Below are 18,556 nucleotides of genomic sequence, written 5' to 3' on the forward strand. Positions count from 1 at the left end.
TAATGAAAAACATAGAAATATTTTCATCAAGTACAATACCAGAAAAGGCTTATAATATTTTATTAGAAAAGGGATTTTATAGTGAAGAAGAAAAAGATTCAGATATAGTTATATTACTTGGAGATATGGAGGACGATTTTTCTGTTCAAGTAATAAGTGAGATAGTAGATGATATGGAGGATAAAATAAAGATAGCTTTACTATTAGTTCCTTATGAAGAAGGGAATATGAATTTCTATGCAGATAGAATGACTGCTCTTTTAGGAAAAGTAGATACAATAGTACCTTTCTTTACAGATATACAAGGAGAAGAGGAGAAATCTCTAGAAATGGTGAAATTCACTAAAGGACTACTGGAGATTATTGGATATGAGGATGAAGAAAACCCTACTTTAGATGACATAAAATATGTCTTTACTGAAGGAGGATTTGCACCAATGTTCATTATAGAAGCTAAAGGAGATGAAAAGTTCCAAAAGTTAATAGAATCTCTTAAAATTGATAACGAATATAACAAAGGTATACTATCAAGAGCAAAGAAAGGATTCTTTTCTTTGCAAGGTGATGAAAATCTAAGAGATGAAGATATTGATTTTATAATAGATGAGGGCGAGAACATTTTGTGTGAAGGCGCTGACTTTATTTTTTCAGTGGAAGAAAATAATGAGTTAAAAGATAGTGCACGAATAGTAGTTATAGGAACTCAGGTTTTATAGTAAATAATATCTATAAATAAAGTAAAAATCTAATATAAACATTATTCCTCTTAGGGTATACAGGGAAAATTCAAGAATAAAATCATAAAAAATCCACATAATATAAATGAAATAATAAGTTTTAGTAATTTATGTAGTTTTTTATGGGAAAATTAGGAGGAATATATATGAAAAAAAGTTATGTAGCAGAAATAATAGGTACTGCTATATTAGTGTTCTTTGGTTGCGGATCAGCAGTATTTGCAGGTGATAAAATAGGGTTTGCAGGTATTGCAATAACCTTTGGACTTACTATAATTGCAGCAGCTTATGGGCTAGGAAAATATTCAGGAGCTCACTTAAATCCAGCAGTTACATTAGGTGCTCTTGTAAGTAAAAGAATAAAAGCTTCTGATGCTTTAGGATATATTATATCTCAATGTATTGGAGGAACATTAGGTGCCTATGTTGTTTATGCATTAGCAGAGGCAATAGGTGGTAGCCATGGAATGGGAGAAAACCTATATACAGCTGTAGGAATAAAAGCAGGATTAATATTTGAGATATTTGCAACCTTTATATTTGTTTTAGTTATATTAGGTGCTACTTCTAAGAAAGTAAATGGAGACTTTGCAGGTCTTTCTATAGGTCTTACCTTAGCTATGATTCACTTAGTAGGTATTCCTATAACAGGAGTATCAGTAAATCCAGCTAGAAGCTTAGGACCAGCTTTATTTGCAGGTGGTAATGCTTTAAATGAACTTTGGTTATTTATAGTTGCTCCAATCATAGGAGGAGTATTAGCAGGACTTCTTAACTTCTATTACTTCCAAGATGGAAAAGCAGAATAAGTAAAAAAATCCCCCCTCTTAATTTAGAGGGAGGGATTTTTTTATTCTATTACAAGCTCTACAGGACAGTGATCAGAACCTAGAACTTCTGTATGTATCTTAGCACTTACTAATCTAGAATCTAAAGCCTTAGAAGAACAGAAGTAATCAATTCTCCAACCAGCGTTATTTTTTCTAGCATTAAATCTATAGCTCCACCAACTGTAAACCCCTTCAGTATCAGGGTTAAAGTAACGGTAGGTATCAGTAAAACCAGCTTCTAAAAGCTCTGTGAATTTACTTCTTTCTTCATCACTAAAACCAGCATTTTTTCTATTAGATTTAGGATTTTTAAGGTCTATCTCTTTGTGAGCTACATTTAAATCTCCGCACACAATTACAGGTTTAGTTCCCTCAAGTTTTTTTAGGTGAGCTCTAAATACATCTTCCCAAACCATTCTATAGTCAAGTCTTGCTAGCTTTTCCTTAGAGTTTGGAGTATATACTGTTACTAAGTAATAATCATCAAACTCTGCTGTAATCACACGACCTTCATTATCATGCTCCTCTATTCCAAGACCGATGGACACAGATAAAGGTTTTTCTTTAGTAAAAATAGCTGTACCTGAATAACCTTTCTTTTCAGCGTAGTTCCAATATTGATGATATCCAGGAAGATCTAACTCTATTTGACCTTCTTGAAGTTTTGTTTCTTGAAGACAAAAAGCATCTGCATCCACTTCATTAAAAAAATCTAAAAAGCCTTTTTGAACACAGGCTCTAATTCCATTTACATTCCAAGATATAAATTTCTTCATTTTATCAGCTCCTTAGGTTAAATTCTTAATTATAAAAGTACCATTAATCAATATAAAAGTATATCTATATATAATATTATCTAAATATACTTTAAAAAGTCATTATAAACATATTATTTAATAAAAGAGTGTATATGTTTCATTAATAAAATTATATTTATAGTATAGAAATATTTTAATAAAAGTTATCTTAAATAAAAAAGTGTATTAAATAAAATTAATTTATTAAGTACTTTCTCAATAGTTAGTATATCATAAAATTCTAGGGAAGAATAATTATTATGTAAATATAAGTACATAAGTAAAGAAAAACCTTAATATAGAGAGTTATACCTAGATAAAGGTATATGAAAAGTTATAATATAGTATATATAATATAGGATAGGGAAGAAAAAAAGAATTATATATTAAATGAATAGGTAATAAAATAATATAAAGATTATGGGGGAATAATTATGATTTTTTATTTTTCAGGCACTGGAAACTCTTTAGACATAGCTAAAAGTATTGGAGAAAACCAAGGAGAAAAATTAGTATCTATAGGAAGGGTAATGAATGATAGGAAGGATTACTATGAATATATCTTAGAAGAGAATGAAACCATAGGATTTATATATCCAGTTTATGCTTGGGCACCACCTTCTATGGTTATTGAATTTATTAAAAAATTAAGGCTTAAAAATTATAAGGATAACTATATATTTTCAGTAGCCACCTGTGGAGAGAATATTGGAAATACCATGAAGGTTTTAGACAAAGCTTTAAATAAAAATGGATTAAAACTAAGTAGTGGATTTTCTATAAAGATGCCTAATAACTATATAGTTTTAGGGAATGTAGATAGTAAGGAAGTAGAGGAACATAAGCTTTTAGCAGCTAAAGAGAAAGTTAAAATTATTAATGAAATAATAAGGAATAAAGAAAATCAAGTATTTCAAATAGATAAAGGATTTATGGGGGGAGTGTTAACTATTATAGTTAATCCTATGTTTAATAAGAGGGGAATAAGTGTAAAAGAATTCTATGCTAATGATAATTGTAATAGCTGTAGAGTATGTGAGAAGGTATGTAACAGCCAGATTATTAAGGTTACTGAAAAGCCAAGGTGGGAGGGACAGTGTACCCAATGTTTAGCTTGTATCCATCTATGTCCTCAAAAAGCAATACAATATGGAAAAGGAACCGAGGCAAAGGGAAGATATAAAAATCCTAATGTTAAAATAAAGGATATGGAGATAATATAGAAAAGAAGAAATAGGCTAGGACATAGTTTATTTTATAGAATTTATTTAAAAGTTTTAATCTATTATAAAAGAGCTGTTAATTAAATATATTGGTTATAAAGGTAAATTTTTAAAACATATAGGAAATTATCTTTAGAGCTTAATATAAATTCTTTAATATAAATAAGAGGTTAAGCTAAAAAGCTTTAGGAGGGGAGAGTTAATATAAATTACCTCCTAAAGCAAAAAAATTATATTATATTTTAACTAGTATTTATTATTTTTATTGTGGACTGTCTTCTTATGATTGTCTTCCATACATTGTTTTTCTGATTCTTGATTTTCAGCCTTACTTATTAAAAAACCTACAGCAGTAAAAAGAGTATTTCTTATTTCTAATGCTACAGGATTTTCAGTGTCATACATATATATCCAATGAGATAGGATTATTGCTATTAAAGATCCTAATGCAATTATACCTGTAAATATTACCTGGAATCTTTTATTATAAATATTATTATTGTTTGTGATAACTTTACCACCGAATATATATCCAAATATAGAAGCCATAACAGTTTTTATAGTTGTATATGCTTCATTATTCATACCAATTCCAGTTAAAGATATTATAATGGTATGAAAGAAAAGGATTAATCCAATTAAGGAGATTAATCTAGTTGCAAGGCATTGAGTATTCCAAAGTTTTTTTAGTTCTGTGAAAGCTTTTCTCATAAGAATCACCCTTTGTAGTACAGAATATGTGAAAAATCCATGTTAGGTGACAGGGTTAGACATAAAATAAGAATGTTTTAAAGATTAATAAATTAAAAAGCAAAGAGCTGATACTATAACATCAGCTCTTTGCTTTTTATAGACTATATTAAACTTTTAGTTTTATATTACATTTATTTCATTATAAAAGTAAATATTCAATTTTTACCTAGTGTTTAATCTTAGTAAAAATTTTTATTGACCGCAGCCGCCACCACAGCTTCCACAGCCGCCACCAGCATTTTCAAGTGGCTCAAGGGATAATCCACGACCATTTTCAGCAGTTCCTGTTATGGTAAAGCCTTTAAAATCATCTATTAGTTCAGGCTTTATTAAGAAAGTTATATCTTTAACTTTTTCAACTATATCTCCTTCTTCATCCCCACCTAAGGTTATGTTGAAAGCAGGACCGCTACATCCAAATCCAGCTAAGTTTATTCTTATTTTATAATCCTTAACATCGTTAGAGTCAAGAAAAGCTTTAAATTCATCATAAGCAACATCGCTTATATTTATAACACTCATATTTATACCTCTTTTCTAGTGGATAACCATTATCCTTTATTTGTTTATATTTTAAACTAATAATTAGTATAAAACAAATTGAAATAAATAATACATATATAAACAACTATTTGAATAAACAATAGGTAACCCATAAAAAATTCATAATTTTAATATACTATTGTAATAGTGTATAATAAATTGAAACTTAATTCAGAGAAAAGTTTAATTCTATGTATATTAGCTTAATTTAACATAGAATTTTATAATTATATTTTAAGTTATAATTTATGTAGAGATTTGAAATATAATTATAAAGTCTTTAAAGATATAGGGTTTAAGTTTTGAAGCTATTTTATACCTTTACTTAAAGCAGTATAAATCAAATATCCTTTCAATAAATAAGATAATCATTTATATTGAAACCCTATAATAAGGAAATAGAGTTTAAAGGAGAAGAATTTAAATGAGTAATATATTAAAGCCTTTAACTAAGGAAGAGTTTAACATATTATCTAAAATAAAATTTAATAATATAAATGAAGGGTTTGAAAATTATACAAGTGGCATTCTTTCAGTAGAAGAATCAAAAGATGGTGAAGATTTTAAGGATTATAACCTTAAGTATGAGAGTAGATTTATTAATTTTGTTAAAGAAGCTTTTATTCTTAACAATAGGAAACCTATATTAATAGATTTTTATTTAAAGGATCTTGAAAGTGAATCCATACTTAAAATTTTAGACTTATTAGATTATGATGATAAATTAATTTTCATAGATAACCTTAAAGCCTTAAAGGAAGATACCATATATTTTCTTGTAGAAGAAGAAGGATTAATTCCTTTTTTAACTAGACTATCTACAAGAGAAATTTTCTTTATAACTATGTATTTTACAGAAGTTCCTTTGGCTTTATGGGGAAACTATAATTTGAGTTTTCCTATGTTTTTTAAGGGAGAAAGGGCTCTAAATTCATATCTTAATATAGCTAAAAACAATAGTTTACTTATTAGGGATATTAGTTACAAATAATAGTTTTCTTAGAGGTTTCTATTAATCCTTAAGGGGAAAATAAATTTTACCTAGATGGATAGAGGTTTTACAATTTCTCTACTTAGTGATAAGGAAATATTTAATTAGATAATGGAAAATATTTAAATAAATTAGAGGTTTGAAAGAGGTGTACTTATGAATCCAGTAGCTTTTTCTTTATTTGGAATAGATATTATGTGGTATGGTATCTTTATTTCATCAGGAATGTTAATAGGTATTATACTTACTAAATATTTATGTAAGTATAGGAATGTAGATTATGATAAGCTCTTTGATGGCGCATTATTATCTTTATTTTTTTCAATAATAGGTGCCAGAGCATACTATGTAATTTTTGAATTTCAAAATTATAAAGATAATTTAATAGAAGTATTTAATATTAGAAATGGGGGACTTGCTATTCATGGTGGTTTAATAGCTGCCTTTGCTACAGCATTAATTTATACAAGGATTAAAAAGTTAGATTTTTTATCTATGGTAGATGTGGCTGCTCCTTCTATAATTCTTGCTCAAGCTATAGGTAGATGGGGAAACTTTTTTAATAGTGAGGCCCATGGGGGACCTGTGTCCTATGAATTTATAAAGTCTTTCCCAGAATTTATACAAAAGGGAATGTATATTAATGGAACATATTATCACCCAACTTTCTTATATGAAAGTATATGGAATCTTATAGTATTTGGAATACTTATATATATGTTAAAGAAAATTAAAACAAAGGGTGTTGTATTTTTTAGTTATATAGGATTATATTCATTAGGAAGATTCTTTATTGAAGGGTTAAGAACTGATAGTTTAATGGTTGGACCACTTAGAATAGCACAGGTAGTAAGCTTACTTGGGGTAGCAACATGGATATTATACCTTATATATATAAGAAAAAAGAAGGAATAACTTATATTCCTTCTTTTTTCTTATAGGCTTAAACCTTTACTTGCAATAAGAAACATCTCTCCACCTAAGATTAATGGATATACTATCTACCTAAACCTCTTTTATCAAGTTCTCGATAAAAGGTGTTCCTTGATATATGACAAAGTGTGCAAATTTTTGTTACTGTATATCTTCCTTCCGTATAAAGATTCATAGCTAGATCTACGTCAGCTAATGGATCTAATTTCCGCCCAAACTTAACTCCTCGTTCTTTGGCATCATTTACACCTTCTTGCTGCTTTTCAAGGAGAAGGTTTTTCTCAAAGACTACAAAACTACTAATCATGTCAGTTATAAGACTACTGTCATTGGTATAAGTGTTAAACCAAGTTTCTTTAAGACTCTTAATATAACATCCTTTTGATTCAATAGCTTTAATAGTGTCTAATAAATCTTTAAGATCTCTTCCAGTTCTTGATATAGAAGGGACGACTACCATGTCCCCTTTTTCTAGAGTAGAAAGTAAACCCTTAAAATTAGGTTTTTCCTTACTTGAATAGGGAACAATATCCTTAAATATATTTTGGCAGCGTGCATGCCTTAGGTCAAGAATTTCGGTGTCTATATAGGTGTTGGCAGGAGAAATACAAATATATCCAATTAATCTAAATTGGTTATTATCATTGGTGTGTGACATAATACCACCCTTTCATAAGGACAAAAGTATAGTATATACATTAATAATATCATAATATTTTAGAAAATAAAGTCAAAAGTTAAAATAAAAATAGATTTTTTAGAATAAAAAAATATTTAAGCATAAAAAATATAAATAATTCTGAAGAAAATAATATAATATTGTAAAAAAATAAGTTTTAACCTATATATAGGATGAAACTTAGACATTATAATTTAAAATAAAAGATAAATTATGATGTTTATTTGTATTCTTTAAAGGCATAAGCTTTTAAAAAACATATGCAATTTAAAAAATAACAGCTTTTAAAAAATTACATAAGGTTTTATAATAAGTTGTGGGGATTATATAGAATAGGAAGTGAGATAATTGGAAAATTTACTAACAAGTCTTGTTAATAATAACATTAGCTATACAAAGGATGGAAATGTAGCTTCTTATATACCGGAGCTTTCTAAAACAAATCCTAGTGATTTAGGAATTTGTGTTGTAAATTTAGATGGTAAAGAGTATGGAGCTGGAGACTTTGAAAAAAACTTTAGCATACAAAGTATTTCAAAAGTTATAAGTCTTATGTTAGCTATTCTTGACAATGGGCAAAGAGAGGTTTTTTCAAAGGTAGGAATGGAGCCAACTGGAGATAGTTTTAACTCTATTGTAAGCTTAGAGGTAAAAAATCCTCATAAACCATTCAATCCTATGATAAATGCAGGCGCAATAGCAACTACAGCTTTAATAGGTGGAAATACCTTAGAAGAAAAAATAGAAAGGCTTTTAGAGTTTACAAGAAAAATTACAGGAAATGATAATATAACATATAATAAAGATGTTTATCTATCAGAAAAACAAACGGGAAATAGAAATAGAGCATTAGCCTATTTTATGAAGAGTAATGGGCTAATTGATGGGGATGTAGAAGAAATACTAGATTTATATTTTAGGCAATGCTCCATTGAGGGAAACTGTAGAGATATAGCTAGAATAGGTGCTGTGGTGGCTAATGATGGAATAATACCTTGGAGTGGAGAGAGAGTAATTTCAAGGGAAGTTAGTAGAATTGTAAAAACCATAATGGTAACTTGTGGTATGTATGATGCCTCAGGAGAATTTGCAGTTCACATAGGAATACCAGCAAAGTCTGGAGTAGGAGGAGGAATTCTTGCTTCTGTACCAAGGAGAATGGGCATAGGAGTATATGGACCAGCTTTAGATTCTAAGGGGAATTCCATTGCAGGAATTCAAGTCCTTCAAGAATTATCTAAAGAACTTGATTTAAGTATTTTTTAAAAAATATTATAACTTTATAATTCTATTAAATTAAATTAAAGACTTGTATAAACCAAATAGGTCAATACAAGTCTTTTTTATATATAACTGGTTTAAAAATTATCTAAGTTGTTGTATTATAGTTTTATGAAGTTAAAAGTTAGTAGATTTTTGTAAATTAATAGTATAGAAAAATAATTAAGATTACTAATGATATTCTATAACAATAGTTTATATATTATATGTAAGAATAAATTTATTTATATAGGATAAGAATGTAAATAAATACAATATTAAAAGTAATCATGGAATAGGTATCACTTTAGCTTTATGATTTATAATGTATATTTATAAAAAGTGATTTTTTAGTTCGGAGGAAGTATATGGAAAAGTTATTAATTTTAGATAGTAATAGTCTTATGAATAGAGCTTATTATGCCTTACCTTTACTTAGCAATAGTGAGGGAATTCACACCAATGCAGTTCTTGGGTTTACATCCATGCTTTTTAAAATGAAGGAAGATATAAATCCAGATTATGTGGTAGCAACTTTTGATAGGAAAGCACCTACTTTTAGACATGTGGAGTATAAGGATTATAAGGCAGGAAGAAAGAAGATGCCGCCAGAGCTTGCAGAACAGTTCCCTATAGTAAAAGATATGTTAAAGCTTATGGATATAAACATATTTGAAATAGATGGTTTTGAGGCAGACGACTTAATAGGAACTTTAGCAAATCATGCAGAAAAAAATAATATGGAAGTGTATATTGTAACTGGAGATAAGGATGCTCTTCAATTAGCCTCTAAGAACATAAAGGTAGTAATAACTAAAAAGGGTATAACAGAAAAAGTAATATATGATGAAAATGCTATGGTAGAAGAGTACGGAATTACTCCTAAGGAGTTTATAGATGTTAAGGGACTTATGGGAGATACCTCAGACAACATACCAGGAGTTCCAGGCGTTGGAGAAAAAACTGCCATAAAACTTATAAAGACCTATGGAAGTGTAGAGGGTGTTTTAGAGAACATAGAAAATATAAGTGGTAAAAAGTTAAAAGAAAATCTTATGGAATATAGAGAGCAAGCTATATTTTCTAAAAAGCTTGCAACTATAATGACAGAGGTTCCAGTAGAAATTGATTTAGAAGAGATAAAGTCTAAGAAGAATTTAGATATAGAAGGAGTAAGACAACTTTTCTATAAATTACAGTTTAAATCCCTACTAGATAAGCTACCAAAGGCACAGGTATCAAAAGAAGAGGAAAATATTCAGATTAAGATCATAGAAACCTTAGAGCATATTAATAGTTTTAAAGAAGAAGCTTTAAATGAATGTCTATATATGTCCTTTAATATAGATGGAACTTCAAAATATTCAGAGTTAACCTTAAAAGAATTGTATATTAGGGTTAAAGATATTGTATATTTCATTAATATGAATAATATAGATAATAATGTATTAAAAGAACTAAAAAATATTTTAGAAGATGAAAATATTAAGAAAATAGGTTTTGATGTTAAAAATGCATACAGTGCCCTAGAGAAGATTAATATAGAGCTAAAAAGTTTTACTTTTGATGTAAAGGTGGCTGCCTATTTAGTAGATGCATCTAAAGGAGACTATGAAGCTAAGGTGTTAATAAATGAGTATCTTCATAAAGAGGTTGAAGGAGAAGATAGGGAGATAAGAGCGAAGGAAACCTTCTATTTAAAAGATTTATATGAAGCAGTAAATAAAAAGATACTAGAAGGTGATATGGAAAAGCTTTTATATGATATAGAACTTCCACTAACAAAGGTGCTTTCTAGTATGGAATCCTTAGGATTTAAAGTAAATAAGGAAATATTAGATACCCTTGGAGAGAAATTCACTGAGGAAATAGATAAGACTCAAAAAGAGATATTTGCTTTATCTGAGGAGGAATTCAATATAAATTCTCCAAAACAACTAGGAAAAATACTATTTGAAAAATTAGATTTACCTGTTATAAAGAAAACCAAAACCGGATATTCTACCAATGCAGAAGTTTTAGAAGCATTGGGAGATAAGCATCCTATAATAGAGAAAATAATATATTATAGACAGCTTGCAAAGTTATATTCAACCTATGTGGAAGGATTAAAGAATGTTATAGAGGAGGATGGAAATATTCACTCATCCTTTAATCAAACTGTAACAACCACAGGAAGACTATCAAGTACTGAACCAAACCTTCAGAATATACCTATAAAGTATGAGATGGGAAGGGAGATAAGAAAGGTATTTGTACCATATAATAAGGATTCAGTAATACTTTCAGCAGACTATTCACAAATAGAGCTTAGAGTTCTTGCTCATATTTCAGAGGATGATAATCTAATTAACGCTTTTAAAAATCATAGTGACATACACACAAAGACAGCATCAGAGGTATTTAATGTGCCACTAGATGAAGTTACTTCATTGATGAGAGGAAGAGCTAAGGCAGTTAACTTTGGAATAGTTTATGGAATAAGTGATTTTAGTCTTGCTAAAGACTTAAAGATAGCTAGAAAAGAAGCTAAAGAATATATGGATATATATTTTGAAAGATATCCAAAGGTTGAAAAATATTTAAAAGATATAATAGATGAAGGCAGAGAAAATGGATATGTATCAACTATAATAAATAGAAGAAGATATATTCCAGAAATTAAGGCCTCAAATAAAATAGTAAAATCCTTTGGAGAAAGATTAGCCATGAATGCTCCTATCCAAGGAAGCGCGGCTGATATTATAAAGCTTGCTATGGTTAGGGTATTTAATAGATTAAAGGAAGAAAAACTTAACAGTGAATTAATACTTCAAGTTCACGATGAAATAATACTAAATGTATATAAAGGTGATCTTGAAAAAGTTAAGGAAATAGTAAAAGTTGAAATGGAAAATGTTATGGATCTTAAAGTGCCACTTGAAGTGGATATAAATGTTGGAGAAAACTGGTACGAGGCAAAATAGGAGGAAGTTTTTATGATGAAGGTGGGTCTAACTGGAGGAATTGGCTCTGGTAAAAGCACTGTTTCCGCTATTTTTAAAGAGATAGGTTTTCCAATAATAGATGCAGATTTAATTGCAAGAGAAGTGCTTTCTTTATTTCCAGAAATTCTTGAAAGAGTAGGAAAGGAATTTGGAGAAGGGTTTTTAGATGAGGATGGACTATTAAAGAGAAGAGAATTTGGAAACTTTATATTTAAGTATCCTAAGGAAAGAATGAGATATGAGAACATAATAATACCTTATATTAAAAAAAGAATATTTTCATTGATTAAAGACTATGAAGGTTTAGGGGCAGAAATAATTATTTTAGATGCCCCAACCCTTATAGAAAATTCTTTGCATAAAGATATGGATTATAATATATTAGTATATGTGGATAAGGAAACTCAAATAAGAAGAATAAAAGAAAGAGATAATATGGATTGTGATGATATTTTAATGAGAATTAATTCTCAAATGTCCTTAGAAGAAAAAATAGAAGAGGTTAATTTTGTTATAAGTAACGCTGAATCCGTAGAAGAGACCAAAAATCAGGTTATGGAAATTGCCAGTTTCTTTAATTCCTGCAAATAATTGAAGGCGGGGTATAAAAAATGAAGCAGATGAAAAGCCTTATTTTAATACTAGCAATATTTATCTTATCATTATCCATGATGTACTTTGCCATTAGGATAATGTATCCATTAAAATATAAAGATACTATAGTAGAGTATTCTAAAAAGTATGATTTAGATCCATATCTTGTAGCAGCAGTTATAAGAACAGAGAGTGGCTTTAGACCTAAGGCTAAATCAAATAAGAATGCTATGGGACTTATGCAACTTACTGATAGCACTGCAGAGTGGGTGGCTAAGGAAATGGGTATAAAAGATTTTAATATAGAGGACTTAAATAATCCGGAGAGAAATATATCCATGGGATGTTGGTATTTAGAAAACTTAAACAAAGAATTTAAATATGATAGCAATTTAGTGTTAGCTGCTTATAATGCAGGAAGAGGAAATGTGAATAAATGGCTTAAAGATGATAGATATTCAAAGGATGGAGTAACCTTAGAATTCATTCCCTTTAAGGAAACAGATAAGTATGTAAAGAAGGTAGATGTAAACTATAAAATATACAAGTTTTTATATAAGGACTTAGATAAAAAGTAGATAGTATTATTCTATCTACTTTTTTCTTGACAGTATTACCTGATGTTTATATAATAATATATATAATATGCAGGTGTGGCGGAACGGCAGACGCACCATCTTGAGGGGGTGGCGAGTGAATACTCGTATGGGTTCAAATCCCATTACCTGCACCATTATAAAAATTAAATATTATGCAGATGTGGCGGAATTGGCAGACGCACTAGACTTAGGATCTAGCGCCTTAGGCGTGGGGGTTCGACTCCCTTCATCTGCACCAATAGAATATAAGAAAAAAGGATACTGACTTTTTAGTCAGTATCCTTTTTCTTATAATTAAATGTTAGAATATAGAAATAAGACTAGAATTTAAGAATTCATTAAGAATTTAAAATAAATATATTAAAAAGTAATTTGTATTATAAAACTATGGAGGGGATAGAGATGTGGAAAAAGAAAATTGCCCAGAAAAAGATTCAGTTTATTCTAATATCTATTATTTTAATGGTATCTTCATCTATATTTGCAACATCTATAAGTTTTACAAGTACAGTTTCAAAACATACTGAGAACTACTATAAAGGAGAGAATATAAAGGATATTGTAGTTCAAACTTATAATGAAACTATTCTATCAAAGATTGAGAATTTTATAAAAGAAAAAGAACTAGAAGAAAATGATATAAGATATGCAAAGGGACTTATGATAGATAGACAAGTATTTTTAGATGATAAAAATCTCGGCTTAGGAATGGCTAATTTAGTAACTTATGAAAGTGAGAAAAAGCATCCATGGGATGTGGTAATAACTAAAGGGGAGAAAAGAAATACTCCAAGTGAAGGCAGTATTTGGGTAACTAATATTTTAGCTGATGATAAAAATTTAAATATAGGAGATAGAATAAGGATAAAAGATGGAGAAAACTATAAAAGTTTTAAAATATCGGCTTTAGTAAATGATTCTTTAACACCAAGTTCTTTGACTTCTTATAATAATCTATATATAAATAATGAGGATTATAAGATTTTTAATAATCCTATGAAATCTAAATATATTGGATATGATTCATCTAAAGAGGGTAATGATGCAATATTAGAACTTACTTCTTATATAGGGGGTTCTGTAGAAGGGATTATATATGATAAGTGGATTACTATTTTTTCAGCAAATGCTACCAGTATAATTACAGGGGCTATAGGTATGAGTACAGCAATGTTAATCTTTATTTTATCCATTATAATAATAAGATTTATTTTATGGAATAACATTTTAAAGGAGTATAAATCTATAGGGATATATAAATCTTTAGGATTTACCTCAAAGAAAATAAGAAATATATATTTGAAAAGTTACGGGATAGTTGGAATTATAGCTATAAGCCTTGGAAGCTTTTTAAGTATAACTCTTATAAATTATATGGTAAGGATATCTGTTAAGTATATTGGTATATATATAAGTGATGTAAGTAATACTGTATTTATAGGATTAACAATAGTTCTAATGAGCTTTATATTAATGGCTAATATATCTTTCTTGCTTAGAAGGTTAAGAAAGATAAAGCCAGTTGAGGCATTAAGAATTGGAGTAAATTCATCTAAAGAAAAATTTAAGAAATCTAAGATTGAAGATGCATTTTCACCTCTTTCTATGGCTATAAATGATATCTTTAAATATAGAAAGCAAAACTTAATTATAGTTATGGTGTTGTCCTTTGTAATGTATCTTTCATCCTTTTTAGTTACTGTAAATTACTCTATGAATAATGCAGAATATAATGCATGGAATATATTTGGAATATTGCAAGGGGATATTACAATAGATTTTCCTACAGGAGATAGTTCTTATAATAGAGCCCTAGATGAGATAAAGAAGGATTCAAGAGTTTTAGGGGTAAGAGAATCCTCAATAGATATAGGTAAAGCTGTATATTTAGACATTTCTAAATACAATATACAAAATGCTCAAGTTGCTACTAGTTTATATGATAATTATGATAATAGAGAAGGCTTTAATGTATCTATTCTAGAAGGAAGAAATCCAAAATCTAAGAATGAAGTTGCTGTTACAGATAAAATTTTAAAGGGTGCTAAATTATCTATTGGAGATTATATTAAGGTGAAAATATTAGGAGAAGAAAAGTCACTACTTATAACTGGTAGATATGCTAGTATGATTTCAAATAACCATAGTATGAGAATGACTTTGGATGTGATACCTAAGGAAAGTAGAAATAACCTTGATAACCTAAATATTAATGTAACTTTAAAAGATAAGATGGATTATGAAGATTTTAAAAAACATTATAACAAAAGATATGAAATATCTTCTATGGATATATGTCCAAGTGTAGTTGTCCAAGCTAATAAGTCAGTGGTTGAAACAATTGTGCCAATAACAACAATTATACTTTTAGGAATATTATTGTTTAGTGTTATAAATATTATAAATATTATAATGATGAATAATACTGATAACAGAAGAAATAATTCTATTATGAAATCTTTGGGGTTTTCAAATATATATATTCTAAAGAGAACCTTATATAGGATTATCATACTTACAACTATTTCTGCCTTAGTTGGATTTACTTTAAATACAACTATATCAAAGCCTATGTTTAAAATACTTATGATGGAAATAGATGGATTAATTATTTCTCAGAATCAAGTTGTAATTACCATCTTATTTATATCCATTTTAACTATAGTTACAACAATAATTACAATGTTTAATATAAAGAAAATATCCACAGTAGAGCTTATGGAAGAATAGGGGGAGAATTAATGGAAAGGATAATTAAAGTCAGAGGTTTATGTAAATCATTTATTTTAGGCAAAACATCAAATAATGTATTAAAAAATATTAATTTAGATATATATGAAAAGGACTTTACTGTAATAATGGGGAGTTCAGGTTCAGGAAAATCTACATTGCTATATTCTATTGGTACCATGGACTACCCTAGTGCAGGTAGCGTTGAGCTTTTAGGAAAAGAGATAAATAATATACATGAAAAGGAAGCTACAAGGATTAGAAGTAATGATATATCATTTATTTTCCAAAGTATAAATTTACTTTACGATTTAACTGTAAAAGAGAATATTACTTATTGTGGCTACTTAAGTAATAGAAATAAGAAAGAGGTAAATAAAAGAACAGATGAATTATTAGAAAGGTTAGATATAAAGGATATAGAAAATAAATACCCTTCAGAAATATCAGGAGGACAGCAGCAAAGGGTTGCAATTGCCAGAGCATTAATAAATAGCCCTAAGGTGATCTTTGGTGATGAACCTACAGGAGCCCTTAATTCTTCAACTGGGGCTAAGGTATTAGATATACTTACAGAATTGAATGAAGAAGGACAATCTATAGTAATGGTAACCCATGATTTAAAGGCAGCATCAAGAGCTAGTAGATTAGTCTATTTAAAGGATGGAAGAATTGATGGGGATTTATCCTTAGGAAGATATAATGAAAAAGATTCAGAGAGTAGAGAAAAGAAAATCTTTGAATTTATAAAAAGTAGAGGATGGTAAAATAATGTTATAATAAAAGTGGGGGGAGTGAAATCATGGATACGATTTTGGTAATTGAAGATGATAATGATTTAGGAAACCTAATAAAAGACTATTTAGAGATAAATGGATTTCATGTATTAAGAGCTAATGATGGTCTAAAAGGTGTAGAACTTGCTAATGATCCTATGATAAAACTCATTATTCTAGATATTATGCTCCCACTTTTAGATGGTGTTGAGGTTTGTAAAAGAATAAGAAGAATATCAAAGATGCCAATACTTATGTTATCAGCTAAAAGTGGAGATATGGATAAGATACTAACATTAGGAATAGGAGCAGATGACTATATGACAAAACCTTTTTCTCCCATGGAATTAGTTGCAAGGGTAAAGGCTCATATAAGAAGGTATACTTCATTCTCTAGTGATATACCCTTAGATGTAAAAAAGTTTGGAGATTTGATAGTAGACTCCAAGGGGTACAAGGCTATATTAAAGGATAAGGAAATATTATTAACCTCTAAAGAATTTCAAATATTAGACTTTTTTACATCTAATCATTCACAGGTGTTTTCAAAATCTCAGATATACGAACATGTATGGGGATATAGTGAGTATATGGATGAAAACACCATTGCTGTATACGTTAAAAGGCTAAGAGAGAAGCTTGGAGAATATGGTGAAAAATCAATAAAGACAATATGGGGAGTAGGGTATAAGTGGGAAATAATAGAATAAAGAAAGGGTATATAGGTAAAAGGGTTGCTATACTCACATGGGCAATATATATCATCATTGTGTTATCTCTCATATATTCTATTTTAATGCTAAATAAAAAGAGTGAAAAAATAGATACATCTAATCCATTAAGAATAGAAACTTCAAATCAAAGAGATTTAGTTAAAGAAATGTTTAAAGAAAACAATTATTATATGAAGAGTGATTTTTATAATTATGTAGTTATAAATTTAAATGGTGAAGTTATCTTTTCTTCAATAGATGATTTTGTAAAAGGAGAAAAGATAAATATTGAAACCCAAATAGGGTATGATAATGTGTTTATAAAAAATAATCAAGGGCTAATTAGATATAGTACTCCTTTAGTTATTGATGGACTTCAAGAAGGCACTATAATTATAGATTTACCACAAATGGTACTAAAGTATGGAGAGGGAAATAGGGAATTTGTACCTTTGTGGTTACTTTTATTTTTAATAGGAATATTAATTTTTAAGGTAAATAAATTTGTACAAATTGATATAATAAATCCAATTAGGGAGATTCATAGTAGTGCAAGAGCTATATTAAATGGAAATTATAATAGTAAAATAATCTATGACTATCATGGGGAAGTTGGAGAGTTCTGTCATGACTTTGAAGCTATGAGAGACGAAATAAAGCACTCGAAAGAGAAGGAAGAAGAGCTTAAAAGAAATGAAAAAGAATTATTAGCTTGTATTTCCCATGATTTAAAAACACCACTTTCCTCTATTTCAGGATATATTGAAGGCATACGAGATGGAATTGTAAAAGATGAAGAGGGGATAAAAAGATATTCAAATATTATATTAAAGAAGTCTAAAGAACTTTCAAAATTAATAGATGATATATTAGAACAATCAAAGACAGAATTAAATGAGATGAAAATGGAGAGAAGAGAGGTATATTTTGATGACTACCTAATAGAAACTTTGGAGGATTTATCTATTGATGTAGCTAATTATAATATGAAATTAATTGTTAAAGGAGTAGTTCCAAGGACCTTAGTTTTTATAGATACAATAAGAATAAACCAAGTTATAAATAATATTATTACAAATTCCATAAAATACTCTAAATCAGGAGAAAATATTGAAGTTTTAATAGATGAAGATATATCTAAAATTACTATAAATATTAAGGATTTCGGAAGTGGTATTGGTATAGAGGATATCCCTTTTGTTTTTAATAAGTTTTATAGAGGAGAAAAGTATAGGAATACTAATATACCTGGTTCAGGTCTTGGTCTTTCTATAGCTAAGTATATAGTGGAGTTCCATGGAGGAACCATAAAATGTTCATCTTCCTTTGAGGAGGGGACTATTATTAGTTTTACCATACCTAAAATATAGATTTTTAAGAAATATAAAAAGTTTTAAATAATATGAGAAGT

At 28.6% G+C, this 18,556-nt stretch carries 17 protein-coding genes and 2 tRNA genes; 15 read left to right on the forward strand and 4 right to left on the reverse strand.

The genetic code is table 11. The features are described from left to right. Positions 1 to 2: 2 nt before the first annotated feature. Both BR69_RS0106125 and BR69_RS0106130 read left to right on the forward strand, forming a co-directional pair. Positions 3 to 716, forward strand: coding sequence for an FtsZ/tubulin family protein (locus BR69_RS0106125; protein WP_027632397.1), 714 nt, complete (start codon positions 3 to 5; stop codon positions 714 to 716). A gap of 167 nt (positions 717 to 883) precedes the next feature. Next, positions 884 to 1,546 (forward strand): MIP family channel protein, encoded by a 663-nt coding sequence (locus BR69_RS0106130; RefSeq protein WP_027632398.1) that lies wholly within the window; start codon positions 884 to 886, stop codon positions 1,544 to 1,546. A gap of 41 nt (positions 1,547 to 1,587) precedes the next feature. Here the strand turns inward: BR69_RS0106130 and BR69_RS0106135 are convergent, their stop codons facing one another. Next, positions 1,588 to 2,343, reverse strand: coding sequence for an exodeoxyribonuclease III (locus tag BR69_RS0106135; RefSeq protein ID WP_027632399.1), 756 nt, complete (start codon positions 2,341 to 2,343; stop codon positions 1,588 to 1,590). 455 nt (positions 2,344 to 2,798) lie between these two features. Here BR69_RS0106135 and BR69_RS0106140 point away from each other — a divergent pair, with 455 nt between their 5' ends. Next, positions 2,799 to 3,587 carry an EFR1 family ferrodoxin gene (locus BR69_RS0106140; RefSeq protein WP_027632400.1) on the forward strand — a complete coding sequence of 263 codons (789 nt, stop codon included), beginning with the start codon at positions 2,799 to 2,801 and terminating at the stop codon, positions 3,585 to 3,587. Between the two features lie 246 nt (positions 3,588 to 3,833). Here BR69_RS0106140 and BR69_RS0106145 read toward each other — a convergent pair whose 3' ends face one another. After that, positions 3,834 to 4,298, reverse strand: coding sequence for a hypothetical protein (locus BR69_RS0106145; RefSeq protein ID WP_027632401.1), 465 nt, complete (start codon positions 4,296 to 4,298; stop codon positions 3,834 to 3,836). A gap of 234 nt (positions 4,299 to 4,532) precedes the next feature. Continuing rightward, the gene (locus tag BR69_RS0106150; protein WP_027632402.1) at positions 4,533 to 4,862 is read right to left on the reverse strand and encodes a HesB-like protein; all 330 of its coding nucleotides are present in this window, start codon (positions 4,860 to 4,862) and stop codon (positions 4,533 to 4,535) included. 445 nt (positions 4,863 to 5,307) lie between these two features. On the opposite strand from BR69_RS0106150, the gene BR69_RS0106155 reads away from it, so the two are divergent. Together BR69_RS0106155 and lgt are read left to right on the forward strand one after the other, a co-directional pair. Then, entirely contained in the window at positions 5,308 to 5,874 is a 567-nt protein-coding gene (locus BR69_RS0106155) for a hypothetical protein (protein WP_027632403.1), read from the forward strand. A gap of 156 nt (positions 5,875 to 6,030) precedes the next feature. Beyond that, entirely contained in the window at positions 6,031 to 6,789 is a 759-nt protein-coding gene (gene lgt, locus BR69_RS0106160) for a prolipoprotein diacylglyceryl transferase (RefSeq protein WP_027632404.1), read from the forward strand. Positions 6,790 to 6,871: 82 nt separating this feature from the next. Here the strand turns inward: lgt and BR69_RS0106165 are convergent, their stop codons facing one another. Then, the gene (locus tag BR69_RS0106165; RefSeq protein WP_027632405.1) at positions 6,872 to 7,465 is read right to left on the reverse strand and encodes a recombinase family protein; all 594 of its coding nucleotides are present in this window, start codon (positions 7,463 to 7,465) and stop codon (positions 6,872 to 6,874) included. Between the two features lie 369 nt (positions 7,466 to 7,834). Here BR69_RS0106165 and glsA point away from each other — a divergent pair, with 369 nt between their 5' ends. From glsA to BR69_RS0106215, 10 genes are all read left to right on the forward strand, one after another. After that, positions 7,835 to 8,752 carry a glutaminase A gene (gene glsA / locus BR69_RS0106170; protein ID WP_027632406.1) on the forward strand — a complete coding sequence of 306 codons (918 nt, stop codon included), beginning with the start codon at positions 7,835 to 7,837 and terminating at the stop codon, positions 8,750 to 8,752. Positions 8,753 to 9,114: 362 nt separating this feature from the next. Then, entirely contained in the window at positions 9,115 to 11,712 is a 2,598-nt protein-coding gene (gene polA / locus BR69_RS0106175; protein ID WP_027632407.1) for a DNA polymerase I, read from the forward strand. A gap of 12 nt (positions 11,713 to 11,724) precedes the next feature. Then, on the forward strand, positions 11,725 to 12,324 hold the full coding sequence (gene coaE / locus BR69_RS0106180; RefSeq protein ID WP_027632408.1) for a dephospho-CoA kinase: 600 nt from the start codon (positions 11,725 to 11,727) through the stop codon (positions 12,322 to 12,324). Between the two features lie 20 nt (positions 12,325 to 12,344). After that, positions 12,345 to 12,905: a lytic transglycosylase domain-containing protein gene (locus BR69_RS0106185; protein ID WP_027632409.1), complete on the forward strand. Its 561-nt coding sequence runs from the start codon at positions 12,345 to 12,347 to the stop codon at positions 12,903 to 12,905. A gap of 69 nt (positions 12,906 to 12,974) precedes the next feature. Then, positions 12,975 to 13,060, forward strand: a tRNA-Leu gene (locus tag BR69_RS0106190). Between the two features lie 20 nt (positions 13,061 to 13,080). Then, positions 13,081 to 13,164, forward strand: a tRNA-Leu gene (locus BR69_RS0106195). A 164-nt stretch (positions 13,165 to 13,328) separates the two neighbouring features. Beyond that, on the forward strand, positions 13,329 to 15,656 hold the full coding sequence (locus tag BR69_RS0106200; protein WP_027632410.1) for an ABC transporter permease: 2,328 nt from the start codon (positions 13,329 to 13,331) through the stop codon (positions 15,654 to 15,656). An 11-nt stretch (positions 15,657 to 15,667) separates the two neighbouring features. After that, positions 15,668 to 16,423 (forward strand): ABC transporter ATP-binding protein, encoded by a 756-nt coding sequence (locus BR69_RS0106205; RefSeq protein ID WP_034849441.1) that lies wholly within the window; start codon positions 15,668 to 15,670, stop codon positions 16,421 to 16,423. Positions 16,424 to 16,458: 35 nt separating this feature from the next. Then, positions 16,459 to 17,142, forward strand: a complete 684-nt coding sequence (locus BR69_RS0106210; RefSeq protein ID WP_027632412.1) for a response regulator transcription factor — start codon at positions 16,459 to 16,461, stop codon at positions 17,140 to 17,142. Beyond that, positions 17,124 to 18,515, forward strand: a complete 1,392-nt coding sequence (locus BR69_RS0106215) for a HAMP domain-containing sensor histidine kinase (RefSeq protein ID WP_027632413.1) — start codon at positions 17,124 to 17,126, stop codon at positions 18,513 to 18,515. Before BR69_RS0106210 ends, BR69_RS0106215 begins: the two co-directional genes overlap by 19 nt. Positions 18,516 to 18,556 lie beyond the last annotated feature (41 nt).

This window comes from Clostridium hydrogeniformans DSM 21757, from assembly GCF_000686705.1.
GTDB lineage: Bacteria > Bacillota > Clostridia > Clostridiales > Clostridiaceae > Clostridium_Z > Clostridium_Z hydrogeniformans.

Bases quoted from the DNA above. Each gene is read 5' to 3' on its own strand.
- coaE (WP_027632408.1), top strand. From the start codon at position 11,725: ATGATGAAGGTGGGTCTAACTGGAGGAATTGGCTCTGGTAAAAGCACT.
- BR69_RS0106155 (WP_027632403.1), top strand. From the start codon at position 5,308: ATGAGTAATATATTAAAGCCTTTAACTAAGGAAGAGTTTAACATATTA.
- BR69_RS0106210 (WP_027632412.1), top strand. From the start codon at position 16,459: ATGGATACGATTTTGGTAATTGAAGATGATAATGATTTAGGAAACCTA.
- BR69_RS0106140 (WP_027632400.1), top strand. From the start codon at position 2,799: ATGATTTTTTATTTTTCAGGCACTGGAAACTCTTTAGACATAGCTAAA.
- BR69_RS0106185 (WP_027632409.1), top strand. From the start codon at position 12,345: ATGAAGCAGATGAAAAGCCTTATTTTAATACTAGCAATATTTATCTTA.
- polA (WP_027632407.1), top strand. From the start codon at position 9,115: ATGGAAAAGTTATTAATTTTAGATAGTAATAGTCTTATGAATAGAGCT.
- BR69_RS0106145 (WP_027632401.1), bottom strand. From the start codon at position 4,298: ATGAGAAAAGCTTTCACAGAACTAAAAAAACTTTGGAATACTCAATGC.
- BR69_RS0106205 (WP_034849441.1), top strand. From the start codon at position 15,668: ATGGAAAGGATAATTAAAGTCAGAGGTTTATGTAAATCATTTATTTTA.
- lgt (WP_027632404.1), top strand. From the start codon at position 6,031: ATGAATCCAGTAGCTTTTTCTTTATTTGGAATAGATATTATGTGGTAT.
- BR69_RS0106165 (WP_027632405.1), bottom strand. From the start codon at position 7,465: ATGTCACACACCAATGATAATAACCAATTTAGATTAATTGGATATATT.
- BR69_RS0106135 (WP_027632399.1), bottom strand. From the start codon at position 2,343: ATGAAGAAATTTATATCTTGGAATGTAAATGGAATTAGAGCCTGTGTT.
- BR69_RS0106130 (WP_027632398.1), top strand. From the start codon at position 884: ATGAAAAAAAGTTATGTAGCAGAAATAATAGGTACTGCTATATTAGTG.
- BR69_RS0106150 (WP_027632402.1), bottom strand. From the start codon at position 4,862: ATGAGTGTTATAAATATAAGCGATGTTGCTTATGATGAATTTAAAGCT.
- BR69_RS0106200 (WP_027632410.1), top strand. From the start codon at position 13,329: ATGTGGAAAAAGAAAATTGCCCAGAAAAAGATTCAGTTTATTCTAATA.
- BR69_RS0106125 (WP_027632397.1), top strand. From the start codon at position 3: ATGAAAAACATAGAAATATTTTCATCAAGTACAATACCAGAAAAGGCT.